This window comes from Bacteroidota bacterium, assembly GCA_020161395.1.
Taxonomy (GTDB): Bacteria; Bacteroidota; Ignavibacteria; order Ignavibacteriales; family Ignavibacteriaceae; genus UTCHB3.
This window is the reverse complement of sequence record JAIUOE010000002.1, coordinates 516,178-533,854: the sequence shown is the minus strand read 5'-3', so window position 1 is coordinate 533,854 and position 17,677 is coordinate 516,178. Positions and strand designations below refer to the sequence as shown.

Below are 17,677 nucleotides of genomic sequence, written 5' to 3'. Positions count from 1 at the left end.
GGAAGATGTCATGACAACGAAAGCGGGATATGTTACGATTCTGGGAGCACCCAATGCGGGTAAAAGTACCCTCATGAATGCTTTACTCGGTGAGAAAATCTCAATCACCACTTCAAAACCCCAGACAACACGCAAAAGAGTTCTTGGTATTCTTTCAGAGGAAAACTACCAGATCATTTTTCTTGATACTCCCGGTATCCTCGAGCCGAGATATAAATTGCAGGAAAAAATGATGGATTATGTGAATATTTCCCTTCAGGATGCGGATATAATTGTATGGCTCCATGATGCTCAGGCTCCACCTCTCGAGGAGGAGGATTCTGCGATTGGTCAGATATTTAAACTCGTAAAAAAAGTGAATGTCCCCAAAATCGCATGCGTAAATAAAATAGACATCGATGAGAAAAAAACCATCGAAAGCATCGAATATTTCGAGGGGACAAAGAAATTCGACAAAGTGGTACCGATTTCTGCCTTGGCAAGTGTCAATCTTCAGATGATCAAAGAGTTCTTTATTGAACACCTTCCCGAACATCCGAAATATTATCCCGAGGACGACCTCTCCGATGAAAACGAGCGGTTTTTTGTATCCGAGATTATAAGGGAAAACATCTTTGAACTGTATGAAAAGGAAATTCCCTACAGTTGTGAAGTGGTGATTGAGGAGTTCAAAGAACGGGAGGGACGAAAGGATTTTATTGCCGCAATGATTTATGTCGAGAGGGATTCACAAGCGGGAATCATTATCGGGAAAAAGGGTTCGATGATCAAAAAACTTGGTGAAAAGTCGCGAGCCGGTATCGAATCATTTCTTGACAGGGAGGTGTATCTCGATATCCGTGTGAAAGTAAGATCAAACTGGCGGAGCGACGACAGATATCTGAAGTATTTCGGATATTCGACAGATGACGGGGATTGACCCGGCGGATGAACAGTTCAAGAATTCGTGAATTTAAGGCAGAATTAATTCTCCTTCTGCTTACTGTGATATGGGGCGGGACATTTTCTCTAATCAAAAATGCACTCGATCATGTCTCACCGTTTGTTTTTGTTTCTCTCCGCTTTGGGTTTGCGTCCCTTGTGTTTCTTCCGTTTGTTTATAAACATTTGAAGGGACTTGACAGGGGTAAACTTCTTGACGGTTTTTGGATTGGATTCTGGTTTTTTCTCGGGTTTATTCTGCAGACGGTTGGACTGCAATATACAACGGCATCAAAGTCGGCATTTATTACAGGCACATTTGTGATATTTACCCCTCTTGCTCAAACAATTATTGAGCGGAGACCACCGTCACTTGTGAATTCCATTGGGATCGGGATTGTTGCAGTCGGGATTATATTCCTCTCAAGCGGGGACGGGGATGTAATCAGTGTGTTGACGGAGCTCGGCAGCACATTTAATTTTGGTGATTTCCTTACTCTTCTTTGTGCTATGTCATTCGGGATTTATATAGTGTATTTGGATGTTGTTACGAAGAGGAATAATTATCTCTATACAACCTTTTCTCAACTGGCATTCACAGCGGTGGTATCCATTTTGCTTATGCCCGTTTTCCATTTTACAGGGGTGGAGGTCATAAAATTTTCACCGGATATCGATGTGGTTTTGGCATTGATTTACACGACGCTTTTTGCAACACTGTTTAACATAACGATGATGACAAAATATCAGAAGGAAGTACCCCCTGTGAAGGCAGCGATTATTTATGCTTTTGAGCCGATATTCGCCGCGGTGATTGCATTTTTGTTGCTCGGTGAACAGTTCACGAAACTTGGTTTGATCGGGGCAGGAATAATCTTTTTTGGGCTGTTGTTCACAGAGGTCTTCAAGAAAGACGAGGTTGCGGATGATTAGGGCTGCAATGGTTGTCAAAGGATTTGTTCAGGGAGTTGGTTTTCGATATTTTATTTATCGGGAAGCAACAGATATCGGTGTGACCGGATTCGTGAGAAACCTTTGGTCGGGTGATGTCGAAATAGTGGCAGAGGGAGAGGAATGGCAGATTGAGGCACTTCATCAGAAAGCGAAAGAAGGTCCGATGAGATCGAATGTGAAATCTGTGACAGTAATTAAAGAAAAAGCAAATAATGAATTTACTAAATTTGAGATTAGACATTGAAAATTAGAATCGGAAACGGATACGATGTCCACCAGCTTGAAGAGGGAAGGAAACTGACCCTCGGGGGAGTAGAAATACCTTCTGAAATTGGTCTGCTCGGACACTCAGATGCGGATGTGTTGTTACACGCAATCATGGATGCCCTGTTGGGGGCGCTTGCACTTGGGGATATCGGGAAGCACTTCCCTGATACCTGTATTGCGTTCAAAGATATCGACAGCAAACTTCTTTTGAAGCATTCGTATCAACTCGTTAAAGAGAAGGGCTACAGACTTGTAAACTGCGACTCTGTAGTTGTGCTCGAGAAACCAAAGATTGCGAAGTATGTACCTGCCATGAAAGAGATGATATCGGATATCCTTGAATGTAGCCCGGATGATATCTCTATCAAAGCCACCACTTCAGAGCAAATGGGTTTTATTGGCAGGGGAGAGGGTGCCGTGGCTTACGCTGTAGTGTTGCTTCAGAAGACAGAGGCAGGTAATGAACCTGTTTAAACGGATCCCGCGAACTCCCGAAGAGAAGCAAAAACTCCGCTCCGAACGGTTTATGATCGTTCTATCGGGTGTTTTGATGGGGTTTGCGTATCCACCTTTTCCATTTCCGGTAACCGCTTTCATTGCACTTGTCCCGTTTCTTTATGTCCTGACGAGACGGGAGAAACTCATCGATTTAAACAGGGCGGGCTATTTTTTTGGTTTTGTAACCGGACTGGTTTCCCTCTACTGGGTCGGGGCTTACACTGTAGGCAAAGATCCATTTCTGATGATTGGAGGGGGATTGATGCTTTTTGCCAACCCGATTTTCTTTATCATCCCGACTACTCTCTACTATGCCCTGTCCAGGTCGAAATTTGTCGGGAAGGAGAAGGCGATCTGGTTACTTCCCCCGTTTTGGGCATTCTACGAATATTTTTACATGAATATCGACCTGAACTTCCCATGGATTACCCTTTCAAATTCATTGGCAAATTTCCCGGTTTTCTACAAGATTAGCGATATCATCGGAGCTCTCGGAGTTACGATGCTGCTCCTTTATATAAATATTATCCTCTTCCGGATTTGGGAAAAATGGCGTACTGAAAAGAAAACCGACAGGATGGCGCTAAGGATTTTGAATGTCCTTATACTTGTTCCCCTTTTTTACGGAATCGTCACCCGTGATGATCAGCCGGTACAGGAGACTCTAAGAACCGGACTGGTACAGCCAAATCTCGATCCCTACGAAAAGTGGGCAGGTGGCAATCTTGATGACATTCTGAATAAATATTTTACCCTCTCAGACAAGGCGGTTAAAGAGGGAGCTCAACTAATTATCTGGCCCGAAACGGCGTTGCCCGTCTATCTCATGAACGGTCAGTATGACGCTCAGGTACAAAGAATTTACAGTTATGCCGACAGTAACAAAGTTTATATTCTTACAGGTATGCCGCATATTAAAATGTTTCAACCCGGTGACAAGCTTCCCCCCGATGTAAAATCCTACAAGGGAAGTGACATTAAATATGCGACTTATAATTCAGTTCTGCTGTTTGCCCCCGGTGACCGGACCGTTCAGCAGTATGGGAAAGTAAAGCTCGTTCCTTTTGGCGAGCGAACCCCTTATATCGATCAGCTTCCTTTTTTGGGAAATGTTTTGCAATGGGGAGTTGGGCTGAGCAGTTGGAATGTGGGGCAGGAGTCGATGGTATTTTCTGCTAATGTAAAGACATCAACCGGCAAGCGGGAGGTAAAGTTTGGTGCTCTTGTATGTTTCGAATCGGTTTTCCCTAATTTTGTGACAGAGTTTTCACAGAAGGGTGCTGAATTTTTTGCAGTTGTTACAAATGACAGTTGGTACGGCAACACATCAGGACCATATCAGCATAAAGAATTTTCCACTCTCCGGGCGCTTGAAAATCACCGGGCATTTGTTCGGGCAGCAAACGGCGGCATTTCGTGCCTGATTAATCAGTCGGGAACAACGCAAACTGCGACAAGGATGTATGAGACTGCCGTGATCACGGTGGATGTTCCGTTGTTGAAGAAAAGCACTCTGTTCATGAACAGTGCATTTGTTGTACCGTATCTAACGATTTTATTGTCAGTAATTGCAGTCCTTCTTTGGATATATCAGGTAATTATTGAGAAAAAGAATAAAACTGAAAAACGAGGTTAGTATGAAAAACAGATTGGTGAAATTGCTTCTCCCTGTTCTAATGATTCTTACCCTTTCGGGATGCAAAGATGTGCCCTCAAATTCACTTTACAAAGAAGAATATGAGAAAGTCCGGAATTCTGTGAAAGGTTTGCTCGGACAGGAATATGACGCGATCAACTTCCGCGAAATCAAGGAGGGGTACACAAACGATCAAAAAACGGAATTTGAGGTTGAATTCAAGTTTGACCTCAACAAACCTGTTCCGATCGTTGGTATCCAAAAGGACATACCCGGGACTCTGAAATTTGAAAAGAGAGAGTCAAAGTGGGAGTGCACACTAAACACAGGCAACACTTCCGGATTTTTTAATCTGTTGAAATAGGGATCGAAAAATGAGAAAGTTATTTTTTCTCCTGATTCTGGGTTCGGGTATCACTTTTTCTCAAGGGAGTCTTTTTGACGAGATCACGGGAACCATAAACGACCTTACAAAAATTACTTTGAACATTGTGGATATCAGTGATGCCGAAGAGAATGATATTGGTGCCGGACTCGCTGCCGACATCGATAAAAACATGGCTGCCGGATCTACAAAGAGATGGGATGTCGATAAAGTATTCAAGAAAATCCTGAAGTTTGTCGAAAGAAAAGGGATAAACTATAATTACAAAATTGTGAATGACAAGGAAGTTAATGCCTTTGCAATTGCGGGAGGCAGAATATACCTGAACACCGGAATTCTGAATTTCGTGAAAAGTGAGGATGAACTCGCTTTTGTTATAGCTCACGAACTCGGACACATCGAGAAGAAACACTGCATAAACAAAATAAAGCTGACCTATATCGCCGGGAAGTTCGATGTAAATCTTGCGATGCTTGTTGATGCAATGAAATCGGTTTATGATGTCCCTTTCACCAAATATGATGAGTATGAGGCTGATGAATACGGGGTAACTCTCCTGAAGAAGGCGGGATACAAGAAGTTTGGAGCGATAGCATTCTTTAAACGCCTCGCAGAGCTCTTCAAGGAAACCGACAGAGACCCTGTGAATGATTTTGTCGCATCGCATCCTTTGTCACTGGAAAGAGCAAAGAGAATAGAAAACATGCAATAAAAGGGAGCAGTTATGAGCAGGAAAAAGATTTTCCTGATAACAGGTGGTGTGGCTTTATTTTTAATTGCAGGCGGTATTTTTGCACTGCTGACTTTTGGCAAACCTGAGTATGCGGGTTTTCGTTCGTTCCGTGTGATTTCGATCGAAGACTCAACACTTAAGGCTGAAATAACAATTGGTATCAGGAACAAGGTGTTCTTCGATATCACACTCGAAAAACTGCGGGCTGACCTTGTTGATCTTTCGAAGAAAATCGGAAACATTGCCGTAGATCAGAAGGTGGTGCTTCCGGCAGATTCGGTTGCAGATATGCGGGTAAACCTCACCCTGAACATCAATCAGGCATTGAAACTCTTCAATGGCATGGGTGATACAGCCCGCCTGAGCGTCAGTGGTTATGCAGTAGCCGGACTTTCTTTTATTACCCTCCCTGTCGATTTTGACATTCCGGTCCCCCTGAACATCAAAGATTCCCTCTTTAATAAAACAGGTTCACCCGTAAATGATTCCATTGTTTCCATTAAAAAAATAAGCGACATTTCCCTGGAGGGGGATTCAATTAAATTTGATCTGACGGTTCAGGTAAATAATCCTTACGATGTCAATTTTGAAATTTCGGGAGTTGACAGCGGAATGGTAATGCTCGGAAACAAACCTGCCGGGAAAATTTCACTTGAAGAGTCACTGATTGTCGGAAAGCTGGAAAAAAATGCCACAGGAATTATCAACGCCGCCTGTTATATCGGCGACCTTCTCTCATCGGGTCCCTCAACCCTGTTCGGGCTTTTCACTTCCGCAGGAAAGGTCGCGTACACAGTAAAAGGGAAATTGAGGATAAAAATATTTGATCAAACAGCTACAATTCCCCTAAATTATAACGGGAAATTTGATATTAAGGAGATACTAAGACCATGAAACAATGTCCGAAATGTCACAGCAACAACAACGATGAGGCAAAATTCTGTGCCGACTGTGGAGCCCCCATGCAGGCAGGAGCTTCCATGCCATCAGGCGGGTCAAAACTGATTAGGATTGGCAGGAATCCACAGAATACTCTCAAACTGGAGGGATCAGGGATTTCGAATTTCCATTGTGAACTGGAAATCCATGGCGGAATCTGTACGATCCGGGATAAAAACTCGACAAACGGAATCTATATCAACGGGAAAAGGGTCACCTCCGCTACACTTCAGAAGGGGGATACCGTTACTCTTGGAAAATCTCACATACTGGACTGGCAAAACCTCGTCACTTCCGGCGGTTATACTCCTCCATCAAAAGCGGCTTTGGGTAACACAGGTAAAAAGGAATATTTCATTGGTCGAAATCCCGACTGTGACAGAGTGATCGATAATATCAAGGTGAGCAGGAGGCATTGCCGGCTTTATCAGGAAGGTGATTCCTGGTTCGTGGAAGATCTTGGCAGCAGCAATGGCACATTTCTGAACGGGATTAAAGTATTAAAATCAAAAATTATTTCCTCGGACATTCTTACAGTGGGTGGAGTCCCGTTTTCTCTTGATTCACTTCTGGGTGGTTCCAAAAAATCCCTTGATGAGATATCTATTTCAGCACAACATTTGATCTATTATGGAGGCGAAAAAAGACTGATTGATGATATAAGTCTAAATATCTCCCCGGGCCAGTTCATTGGATTAATAGGCGGATCGGGTGCCGGTAAAACCACATTGATGTATCTTATTTGCGGAATTAACAAACCTTCATCGGGTGATGTTAAAATAAACGGGGAATCACTTGTGGCGAATCCTGAAAGTTTTAAAGGTGTCTTCGGTTATGTCCCGCAGGATGATATTCTGCACAGAGAACTGGAAGTTCGCGAGTCACTCCTCTACACCGGGAAGCTCAGGCTGGGTCATCAATTTGAGGAGACTGAAATTGATGAGAGAGCCGGGAAAGTTATTAAAAAATTGAGACTCCAGGAAGCAGAAAATGTGAAGATTGGTTCTCCTGAGAAAAAGGGAATTAGTGGCGGACAAAGGAAAAAAGTAAATCTGGCTCAGGAATTAATGACCGACCCTAATATTCTTGTGCTGGATGAACCAACATCCGGTCTTGATCCCCGATCAGACAGGGAGGTGATGCAGATTCTAAGGGGGATTGCTGATGAAGGAAGAACTGTTCTGCTTACCACTCACAATATTTCCGAGGCAAATTTTAAGTTTTTTACTCATGTGATTGTTTTGGCTAAGAACGGAAAGCTTGCCTTTTTTGGACCATCTTCCGAAGTAAATGAGTACTTTGGAGTTGACGATCCTGTTAAAATTTTTGATGAGTTGGATAAATTCGCACCCGATCAGTGGAAACAGAAATTTAGAAATTCCAAGTATTTCGATAATTTTGCAAATCCTGACACAATAATTAGAAAACCCCAAACACAAAACAAAACTGTTCCACAAACGGCTGACATTTTTAATCAACTGACTACGCTGACTTCCAGATATTTAAAGATTAAAATGCGGGATACAATAAATTTAATCTTTCTTCTGATTCAAGCGCCACTAATCGCTCTTTTCATCAATCTTTTATTTAAACAAAACGGAGATGAATTTAAAGCATTATTTATTTTAGTTGTATCTACAATTTGGTTAGGTTGCTCAAATGCCGTAAGGGAGATAGTAAACGAGCGAAGTATATACAAGAGGGAAAGGATGGTAAATCTTTCCATACCTGCATATTTGACTTCAAAACTTGCTGTGCTCTTTATGTTTTCGGTTGTTCAGACTTTTTCACTCTTAATTATCACAGGTTCATATTTTAATTTTGCAAATGATATTCAACTATTTTTCATTCTCCTGTTCTCTTCATTCACCTCGACTGTACTGGGGCTCTTGTTATCTTCATTTTCCAAAACGGAGGCGTTTGCTCTCACTATTCTTCCATTAGTTCTGATACCTGTGGTGATTTTTGCCGGTTTGGTACAGACTTTCGAGGCAATGAAGAGTTCAGGTATCCATATTCTTGCAGGATTCTGGTTGAGCCGTTGGGTTTATGAGTTGGTACTCATAACTTCCAACCCGGAAGAAGGGGTCAAGGCCTTAGGGTTTAATACTGAAGGTGCCGGGATCGCTTTTTCAATAATTGTACTCATGTTTTTCGCTTTTATCTCCGGACTGGTCTGGAAACTTAAAAGCCTCGACAAAAAGAAATAAAAAATCCCCGAAAGTTTCGACTTCCGGGGATAAACTACTTTAGGAATGTGATTAAGATTATCCTCTGATTATCGCAAGCAACTCATCTGTTTTTTGTTTCATCAGCGGGATATCTCCGACTGTTTCCACATTCAATCTGATGATAGGCTCGGTATTCGACATTCTGAGGTTGAATCGCCATGTGCCATAGTCAACACTAACACCATCGGTATAATCGAAAATACCGTCGCTGTATTTGGCTTTTATCTCTTCAAGTTTTCCGGCAGCGTCGGCTATTTTTGAATTGATTTCACCCGAGCAAGGATACTTTTCGATCATTTCATTAACGAGCTGCGAAAGCGATTTTCCCTCTTCAGACATCAACTGGATAACCAGCAGGAACGGGATCAGCCCCGAATCGGAGTAGGCATTGTCACGGAAATAGTGGTGAGCAGACATTTCACCACCGTAAATTGCATTCACTTCTCTCATTTTCTCTTTTATGAAGGCGTGTCCGCTTTTTGACTGAACAGCTTCACCGCCGGCTTCTTTACAGACTTCGATGGTATTCCAGACAAGTCTCGGGTCATGGATAATCTTCTCGCCCGGATTCATTTTAAGTATCGATTTTGCGAGCATTCCGACGATATAATATCCTTCAATGAACTCTCCTGACTCATCAAAGAAGAAACAGCGGTCGTAGTCACCGTCCCATGCAACGCCGAGGTCAGCTTTGTTTGAAATGATTGCATCAATGGTCGGTTTGCGGTTTTCCTCGATCATCGGATTCGGGACACCGTTTGGAAAATCGGGATTCGGGTCATTGAAGAGCTTTATCATCTCGATGGGGAGAATTTTTTCCAGTCTGTCCAACATCGGTCCGACACATCCGTTTCCGGCATTAACCACAACTTTCATTTTTTTAACTTTATTCACATCAAAGAAACTGCCGAGGTGTATCACAAATTCTTCAGCGATGTCTCTTTGGGAGTAACTTCCTTTCGCCGAAGGGAGGGGATCAAAAGCATTCGAAGTGATAATTTCTTCAATAGTATTAAGCCCTGAATCATAGCTGATTGGGATCGATCTCTCACGGACAAACTTCATACCGTTATATTCAGGGGGGTTGTGGGATGCGGTTATCATGATACCGCCATCGGCGTTCAGATATGATGTACCAAAGTACACCATCTCAGTTCCGCATAAACCGATATCGATTACATTCACACCTGAATCGAGAAACCCGTTCACTAATGCTGTGCTCAGTTCCTCGGACGATTTTCTTATATCCCGCCCGATTACAACCGACTTGCAGCCGGTGAATTTTTTATATCCTCTGGCAATATTGTATGCCAGCTCAACATTCAATTCAGAAGGAACGACTCCTCTGATATCATAAGCTTTAAAACATGCGATTTTCGACATTGACTCTCCGGGTATCTTGAAAATAATTAAAAAATTTAATCGTTTAAAATAATCATACTTGTTGAATTTATCTCCCCGTTGTGGTCTTTGAATCGCTAAATTAAATTCAGAATTCTTTCGGGAGAGGTTCAAAAATTAAAGTCGGGAAATTAGTCCAAAATTTGTCGCCTGCGCTTCTAATTGAACAAATTAATACTTGCAAGCACAAAATCGATATACAGGTATAAATTTTTATATATTTTTATGTGAGGCAAATCAGTTAAGTTGAGGCTTGAAAATAAATGGAGGAGCTATCGCGAAAAGAGCTACAAATGCTAAACATTTTGCTAAATGTAATAATGTAAAATGTGGAAGCTTCTTCGTACTGGAGCCGGGCTTACACGACGAAGAACTTGGTTATTTGTGTCCGGAGTGTTCGGGCAGATCTCAGAGGTATCATATAGTTCAATGCTCAAGCTGCAAAGCCGTACTTAATTTCATTGGTGCATCGGAAAAGGAAGACAAGTTTGTGTTTACGGTAGAAAAATGCAGCCATTGTTACGGTACGGAAGAGGATGAGTGTATGATCCATCCGGTTTACGCCACAGACCACTTTATCTAAATGTTTGAGGCTGTCTTGATTTTAAGATCTGACAGCCTCTTTTTTTTGTTTTTATCCAAACCTACTTCCCAAACACACTCCCGCTCACCCCACCGTCCACAAAGATTGTCTGACCGGTTATATAAGATGAAATATCCATCGACAGGAAGGCAACCAGTGATGCGACTTCATCAGCATTTCCGACCCTGTTCAGAGGTGTCCGTTCAATGATTTTTTTGTAATTCTCTTCATTCGCCAGGTAACCCTCGGTTAGCGGGGTTTTAATAAACCAGGGGAGCACAGCATTCACTCTGATTTTGTGTTTTCCCCACTCGGAAGCAAGGGATTTGGTAAACTGATTTACAGCGGATTTCGAGGATGCATATGGAAATCCTGTGGAGTCGTCGAAAAAGGACGCCACCGAGGTGATGTTGATAATGGAAGCAGACTTCGAAAGTCTGAACAACGGGAAAAGACCTCTGCAGAAATCGACACAACTGAAATAATTGAGTTCAAAAAGATATTTAATTTCCTCGTCGGAATACTCATGAACTTTTTTACGGATGTTGGAACCCGCGTTATTAACCAGGATGTCCAATGAATCCAGTTTTTCCCCGAGGTATTTTATTACCTTTGTCCGGTCTTCCTTCACAGAAATATCACAAACCATCGTTTCAAGTTTGTCTGTTTTCAGTTCCGCTTTGAGTGCGTTTAAATCATCATCGTTACGGGCGACAGTGAGAACATTTGCACCCAGAGTCAGGAACTCCTCGACGACTGCAAGCCCGATTCCCTTGCTGCCACCGGTAATAAAAGCGTTTTTGCCTTTAAGGCTCCATTTTTTCATAGTTTTTGCCATAAAATTTAATTAGTTTTAGTATAAAATATTAAATTTAAATGGGATTTGCCAATTTTGATAAATAAAACATACGGAATGAGATGAAAAAATTAGCTTTATTTATATTGGTCTTGGTTTTCTCAGCAAATGCGCAGCAATCAGAGAGACCGAAACTTGTAGTCGGGATAGTGATTGACCAGATGAGGTACGATTATTTGTACCGGTTCTGGGATCTGTTTGGCGAGGGTGGATTCAAAGAACTCGTAAAAAACGGATACAGTTGCTCCAACACACATTACAATTATATGCCCACCTACACCGGACCGGGTCATGCATCAATCTTTACGGGCACCTCGCCCTGGATGCACGGAATTATCGGCAATTACTGGTATGAGCGGGAGACAGGCAAGTCTGTTTATTGTGCAGAGGATAACAATGAGACTGCCGTTGGTGGTACACCGGAACAGGGAAAGTACTCACCAAGACGACTTCTTGTGAATACAATAGCTGATGAAATGAGGATTTCGAATTCATTCAAATCGAAGACAATTGGAATAGCTATAAAAGAGCGAAGCTCGATCCTTCCTGCCGGGCAGTCAGCAAATGCAGCTTACTGGTTTGATGAGATACTTGGTAACTGGATATCCAGTACATATTATATGAAAGAGGTGCCAAAGTGGGTAGCTGATTTCAATGCAAAAAGAAGGCCCGAAACACTTTTGAAAAGCAAATGGGAGACGACCTACCCGCTGACGAGGTACACAATGTGTTCCGAGGATGACACCCCGTTTGAAGGTTTGTTCCCGGGAGAGGAAAAACCCGTTTTCCCGCATGATATTCCTGCGATAACACTAAAACTCGGGAACTTCAGTGCAGCAGAGGGAACTCCCCACGGAAGCACACTCACAAAAGAGTTTGCAATTGAAGCAATAAAGGAGGAAAAACTGGGAGCGGGTGAATACACCGACATCCTTACACTTAGTTTTTCTTCACCCGATTACATTGGTCACCGTTACGGTCCCCAGGCAATTGAGACTGCTGACTGTTATGTGAAACTTGATAAGGAAATCAAGGAATTTTTGGAATTCCTGAAAAAACAGTTCCCGAAAGGGGATTATCTGGTTTTTCTGACTGCGGACCATGGGGGATCCGAAGTGCCGGGTTATGTCAGACAGAATCATATCGACTGCGGATTGATCGACCTTTCAGCTTACCAAAAAGCTGCTGAAAAAGTGCTCGCCTCAAAGTTTAATCCCGATCCGGAGACTAAATTTATCCTGGAAATTAAAAATTTCCAGATTTATTTTGATTACAAAGTTGTAACCAAATATAAGACGACTGTAGAAGAGTTGACAAAAATCATCACTCCCGAGCTTATGAAATTCCCGGAGATAAGGGATGTTTTTCCGGTGGCAGGATTGGAAAACGGCACCAATTCTAATGATCCTCTCAGGAAGAGGATGTTCTTTGGGTACAACAAAAAAAGAGGTGGTGATGCCTGGCTGGTTTTCAATCCCGGATGGTTGCATCACGACAATAAGGGAACATCGCACGGTGCGCCCTATGAATATGATAACCATGTCCCGCTAATTTTTTACGGAATGAGTGTCAATAAAGGGGAACACCGAGGATATGTCGAGATCACCGATGTGGCTCCGACAGTTACAAACTTCCTTAAAATAATGGCTCCCAACGGCAGTTTTGGGAATGTGATTGAGGGAGTCTTTAAAAAGTAACCCAAATTGCAATTATTAAAGTAATTTTGAAACCTGAATGACAAAGTTTTTGCATTCAGGTTTTCTTTTATTTAACCTTTAATTATTTTTTGATGCCGCTTAACTCAACACTCAAAAAGACAGCTTTTTTTTCCCTTCTGATGTTTGCAGGCACGCTGACGAATGCCCTCTTCTTCAACCAGTTGGGATATTACATTGCGCTGGTACTGCTTGCGACAGCATACTTCAGAGGGGATAATTCTCTCTTTAAGAAGGTTGGATTTGAGCCCTGGCTTCTCCTCTTTGTGGCTGCAGAGGTTTTCTCATTCATTTTCACCGAAAACAAGGCACAAGCACTTGAATTTGGTTTTAAAAGGGTGATTCTTCTTCCGATAATGTATACAATTGCCGCGGGAATCGGCGATGCCAGACAACTGAGGATATTTTTCTACACTTATCTCATTTTTGCCCTGGGATCCGATTTATTGTATATCGGATTTTCGATCGAGTATTTTATCAGGGATTTATATAAATATACTTCCGAAGGACCCAGTGTGCTGTTGCACCCGATAACAACAGGTGAACTGACCTCATTCACCGCACTCTTTTTGTTTTCATTGTTTTTAAATGAAAAAAGAGTGAAGTGGAAGGCGGGATGGTTGATCCTTTCCCTTATCTCATTTGCTTCACTTCTTGCCACTTTTAAGAGAACAGCCTGGATAGGGTTGGGTCTCGGACTTTTAGTAATGCTCTTTCTCAACAGGAATTATATCATAATTGCTTTGGGAGTTGTTTCTTTCATAATCCTGTTGTTTTTGGCTAAGAATGAATCGAGAGTCTATATTTTTGATCTTGAGGGGGAAAAAATAACTCAGTTTAATACTTCGGGTCTGGCATATAAGGTTCAACCAATCGGTGATGAACTTGTGGTATCCGACTACATGGATGGTCTAAAGGTCTATAAAAAAGATTCTCTTGTGTCTCAACTCGAAACCCCCGGTCCTGTTTATGAAATAGTAAAATGGGGAGATAAATTCGCTGCATTTCTAAGTGATTACCGGATTTTGCTTTTGCAAAAAGAAGGGACAACTTTCAAAATCGAAAAAGAATTCATTTCCCCGGGTAACCTTGGACGACTTGCCACAAACAAAGGAATGCTTTACACCTTCGAAGGTGACAGCGGCATCTCGGTTTATAAAACACCAAAAGATACAGGTAAACCTCTGCGGTTTCCCCGGTTTGCGGGAGGTATCAGTATAGTTGCGGATTCGAACAGTATAAACCTGATCTACTCCGATTATTCTCACACAACAATAAAACTCGACAGTAACGGCATGCCGTATGACACAGTCAAGTATGCCAAAAAAATTCCATCAGGGACAAATTTTGTCGGCTATATAAAAGGCAAACCTCTCTACTATTTCGAAAAGGGATTTCATCTTGCAGATCCCGAAACGGGGGATATAAAGTATCTGCCGCCAAATACAGATTGTAAAGGAATATCGTGGTCAACGGTAGCAACGGGGACTGATTCAGTTTATATTGTCGGTAACGACAAGAATCTTTATAATGTAAGTCTCTCCGGTGACACGACTGTTTTTCTGAGGAAACTTGCGTACACAGGGTTTTATCCATATTCGCTCTCGGCATCAGAAAAATATATCTGCATGACCGATATCAAAAAGAGCAGAATTCTGAGTTTCTTTGACTTGACGGGAGAGTCCAACAGAAACCGTCTCTCGATGTGGCGGATCGGCTGGGAGATTTTTAAAGACCACCCGTTTTTTGGTGTAGGGGATATAGACCTTGCCAAAATATTTAAACAATATAACCGGCCTCATGAAAAAGAGATAAAGGGCCACCTCCACAATAACTTTTTCCATATCCTTGCCACACTTGGCGGATTTGGAATAATTTCTCTGATAATTTTGTTCTTTGTGATAATCAGGTACGGGTACAGAGTGTATAACGAGACAGAATTGAAAACCTTTGAGCGTGCGGTTGTGATGGGAAGTCTTGCATGTATAGCAGCTTTTCTTGGTGCAGGACTGACAGAGTTTAATTTTGGCGACCATGAAATAATCACAATGGTTTGGTTTTCGACCGGACTCGTACTTGCAGTAAAAAAGATTTTAATAAAAAATGATGAACAAGAGTAGAATCAGATGATCAGAACCGGATTTTTTATTTTTTTATTCCTTGGATTGGTATCGTTTATTTTTCCTCAGTCTGTCTCGGTCAAAGGAACAATAGTTGACGCAAAGACAGGCGATCCGCTCTCATTCGCAACCATCAGGGTTTTGGGCTCAAAGGAAGGAGCAACCTCGAACAAGGATGGCATATATGAGCTCCTGATAAAAAAGGGGAAATATAAAATTGCCGCCTCGTTTGTGGGTTACCTTACTCAGACAATAGAGGTGGATGCGACTGGTAATCTTTCAAATATCAATTTTGCTCTTGAGAGTTCGCTTGTCGAACTTAAGGAAATAACCGTTTTTCCCGGCGAGAATCCAGCGTTTGGTATAATAAGACAGGCAATTGAGAGGAAAAACAAGAGAAAGGAGTTCCTGAAGAGCTATAAGTTTTCAGCTTACACTAAAGTATCGGTTAAAACAACCGAGGACATAAATGTATCGGGCAATCGTGCAGGCACAGCACTCTCTCTGGGAACTGCCTCCGACACATCCGCTTTGAAGATCAGCGGAATTATTGAAAATGTTTCTGAATCATACTTTAAAGCTCCCTCGAGTTACAAGGAGATAATTCTCGGGAGAAGGCAGTCTGCCAATATTCCGCCTTTCGCGAACATACTTACAGGCGGGAGATTTATCGCCAATTTCTATGAGGATCAGATTATCTTTTTTGGCAATAATAATTTTATCGGTCCCATCGCCGACAATGCGACAAAACACTACTATTATTACATAAAAGATACACTCTCCATCGACCACAAAAATGTTTTCAAGATACATATCGAACCTGACGACCCAGCCGATCCCGGGTTTATCGGCAATCTGTATATTCTGGACAAGTCATTCGACCTGATAAAAGTCGAACTTACAGCCAACAGGACGGGGACGGTAGCAAATTTTTTTGATACTCTTAATTTCTATCAACAGTATTTTGAGTATGGTTCAGAGCAGATTTTTATGCCGTCCGATTACAGGATAAATGCAAAAGTAAATTATCTTGGTCTCCTGAGAGCCGGATTCGATCTCAACACTTCACTTACCAATTATGAGATTAATTTACCCCTCAGCGATGATCTGTTTGACAAGGCTCTTATTACCGTTGTACCCGATGCCGACAAAAAAGACTCCTCTTTCTGGAGTATTTATCAGGGGATTCCGAACACTCAGGAGGAAATAAGCGCCTACCGGAGAATAGATTCACTGCAAAACCAGCCGACAGGTTTTTGGGACAACTTCTCACTCCTTTCGGAGAGATTTCAGTTTAATGATAATTTCTCTGTCAGTGCACCACTTGCGATGTATCATTTTAATCCGGTGGAAGGGCATACTGTGGATTTCAGAGTAACGGCTGCGAATATGTTCGACAGCAGACTTACGGCTGAGCTTAATCTTGGCTACGGTATCAATGATGAAAAATTCAAACAGAGATTGAATGTTACATGGCTTCTTGGTGATTACAGAACTCATCGATTTAATTTTGAGGCGTTCAACAAATTGAACACTCTTTTCAGAAGTAACAATGACTACGGGAAAATTTTCACTTCGGTGAGTACACTTCTCTCGAAGTACGATTTTAACGATTATTATTATTCAAAAGGATTCGAATTTGATTATTCGGGTGAGATACTTCCGGAATTGAATATCGATCTTGGTTTTCTGAACAGAACCGATAATTCCGGTATCGTTAATTCAAATGCATCAATTTTCAACGGTGATAAACTCTACAGGGCTAACCTGCCCGTTACGGAAATGAGGTTGAATGAAATTTCTGCCGGCCTAAGATTTGACTCCAGAAGATATATCGAAGATGGCATGTACAGAAGACGGCTTTGGGGAAATTTCCATATCACGGGGGGAGCCGGGATAAAATATGCGCCCGCGGAACTCTCTTCGGGGATCGAGTATAAACAATACTCTGTTTGGGGCAGGATGTTTTTGCGTACTTCACTTAATACCACTATGACCGTCCGGGCGTCCGCTTTCACAACAGATGGTGGAATTCCCGTGCAGATGTTGAACTCGCTTCCGGGCAATATCAATGCAACAGCACAGAATCAGACATTCAGGACTCTCGACCTTGGTGAGTATATCGGTGACAGAGGCTGGACAGTTTTTATCGATCAAAATCTGTCGGATTTGCCTCTCAGACTGACCGGAATATCATTTTTGAAGAAGCTTAATTTGCAGTTTACAGCATTTTTGAATGCGGGCATGATTGAGTATAACAGTCAGTCCGCCGCTCTTATGCCCGGGGGCTTTAAAAAACTCACCTCACCTTTGTACGAGGTTGGATTTGGAATATTTCATCAACTCTTTCCCGTCAGGTTCGATTTTGGCTTCAGGCTGAATCATACCCAAGAACGGTCGTTCAGGGTTGGTATCAACTCAGTAATTATTTTATAGGA

The 17,677-nt window shown here is 42.1% G+C and carries 14 protein-coding genes; 12 read left to right on the top strand and 2 right to left on the bottom strand.

Annotation, left to right across the window (positions count from 1 at the left end; all coding sequences use genetic code 11):
- Positions 1 to 10: 10 nt before the first annotated feature.
- From era to LCH52_04785, 9 genes are read left to right on the top strand one after another with little or no spacing between them, the layout of a single operon-like run.
- Complete coding sequence (gene era, locus LCH52_04825) at positions 11 to 919, top strand: GTPase Era (protein ID MCA0387799.1); 909 nt, start codon at positions 11 to 13, stop codon at positions 917 to 919.
- An 8-nt stretch (positions 920 to 927) separates the two neighbouring features.
- The gene (locus tag LCH52_04820) at positions 928 to 1,854 is read left to right on the top strand and encodes a DMT family transporter (GenBank protein ID MCA0387798.1); all 927 of its coding nucleotides are present in this window, start codon (positions 928 to 930) and stop codon (positions 1,852 to 1,854) included.
- Positions 1,847 to 2,119, top strand: a complete 273-nt coding sequence (locus tag LCH52_04815) for an acylphosphatase (GenBank protein ID MCA0387797.1) — start codon at positions 1,847 to 1,849, stop codon at positions 2,117 to 2,119. Before LCH52_04820 ends, LCH52_04815 begins: the two co-directional genes overlap by 8 nt.
- Positions 2,120 to 2,121: 2 nt before the next feature.
- On the top strand, positions 2,122 to 2,616 hold the full coding sequence (ispF, locus tag LCH52_04810; protein ID MCA0387796.1) for a 2-C-methyl-D-erythritol 2,4-cyclodiphosphate synthase: 495 nt from the start codon (positions 2,122 to 2,124) through the stop codon (positions 2,614 to 2,616).
- Entirely contained in the window at positions 2,603 to 4,276 is a 1,674-nt protein-coding gene (gene lnt, locus LCH52_04805) for an apolipoprotein N-acyltransferase (GenBank protein ID MCA0387795.1), read from the top strand. Before ispF ends, lnt begins: the two co-directional genes overlap by 14 nt.
- Position 4,277: 1 nt before the next feature.
- The gene (locus LCH52_04800; GenBank protein ID MCA0387794.1) at positions 4,278 to 4,640 is read left to right on the top strand and encodes a hypothetical protein; all 363 of its coding nucleotides are present in this window, start codon (positions 4,278 to 4,280) and stop codon (positions 4,638 to 4,640) included.
- 10 nt (positions 4,641 to 4,650) lie between these two features.
- The gene (locus tag LCH52_04795; GenBank protein MCA0387793.1) at positions 4,651 to 5,373 is read left to right on the top strand and encodes a M48 family metallopeptidase; all 723 of its coding nucleotides are present in this window, start codon (positions 4,651 to 4,653) and stop codon (positions 5,371 to 5,373) included.
- A 12-nt stretch (positions 5,374 to 5,385) separates the two neighbouring features.
- Positions 5,386 to 6,288 carry a hypothetical protein gene (locus LCH52_04790; GenBank protein MCA0387792.1) on the top strand — a complete coding sequence of 301 codons (903 nt, stop codon included), beginning with the start codon at positions 5,386 to 5,388 and terminating at the stop codon, positions 6,286 to 6,288.
- Positions 6,285 to 8,543: an FHA domain-containing protein gene (locus LCH52_04785; protein ID MCA0387791.1), complete on the top strand. Its 2,259-nt coding sequence runs from the start codon at positions 6,285 to 6,287 to the stop codon at positions 8,541 to 8,543. Before LCH52_04790 ends, LCH52_04785 begins: the two co-directional genes overlap by 4 nt.
- A gap of 57 nt (positions 8,544 to 8,600) precedes the next feature.
- Here LCH52_04785 and LCH52_04780 read toward each other — a convergent pair whose 3' ends face one another.
- Positions 8,601 to 9,947, bottom strand: a complete 1,347-nt coding sequence (locus LCH52_04780; GenBank protein ID MCA0387790.1) for a phosphomannomutase — start codon at positions 9,945 to 9,947, stop codon at positions 8,601 to 8,603.
- Positions 9,948 to 10,609: 662 nt separating this feature from the next.
- Positions 10,610 to 11,374 (bottom strand): SDR family oxidoreductase, encoded by a 765-nt coding sequence (locus LCH52_04775; GenBank protein ID MCA0387789.1) that lies wholly within the window; start codon positions 11,372 to 11,374, stop codon positions 10,610 to 10,612.
- Between the two features lie 92 nt (positions 11,375 to 11,466).
- Here LCH52_04775 and LCH52_04770 point away from each other — a divergent pair, with 92 nt between their 5' ends.
- The 3 genes from LCH52_04770 to LCH52_04760 all read left to right on the top strand — a co-directional run bounded on the left by LCH52_04770 (position 11,467) and on the right by LCH52_04760 (position 17,675).
- The gene (locus LCH52_04770; protein ID MCA0387788.1) at positions 11,467 to 13,101 is read left to right on the top strand and encodes an alkaline phosphatase family protein; all 1,635 of its coding nucleotides are present in this window, start codon (positions 11,467 to 11,469) and stop codon (positions 13,099 to 13,101) included.
- A 92-nt stretch (positions 13,102 to 13,193) separates the two neighbouring features.
- Positions 13,194 to 15,239, top strand: a complete 2,046-nt coding sequence (locus LCH52_04765; GenBank protein MCA0387787.1) for an O-antigen ligase family protein — start codon at positions 13,194 to 13,196, stop codon at positions 15,237 to 15,239.
- Positions 15,240 to 15,245: 6 nt separating this feature from the next.
- Positions 15,246 to 17,675: a DUF5686 and carboxypeptidase regulatory-like domain-containing protein gene (locus LCH52_04760; protein ID MCA0387786.1), complete on the top strand. Its 2,430-nt coding sequence runs from the start codon at positions 15,246 to 15,248 to the stop codon at positions 17,673 to 17,675.
- Positions 17,676 to 17,677: the final 2 nt, after the last annotated feature.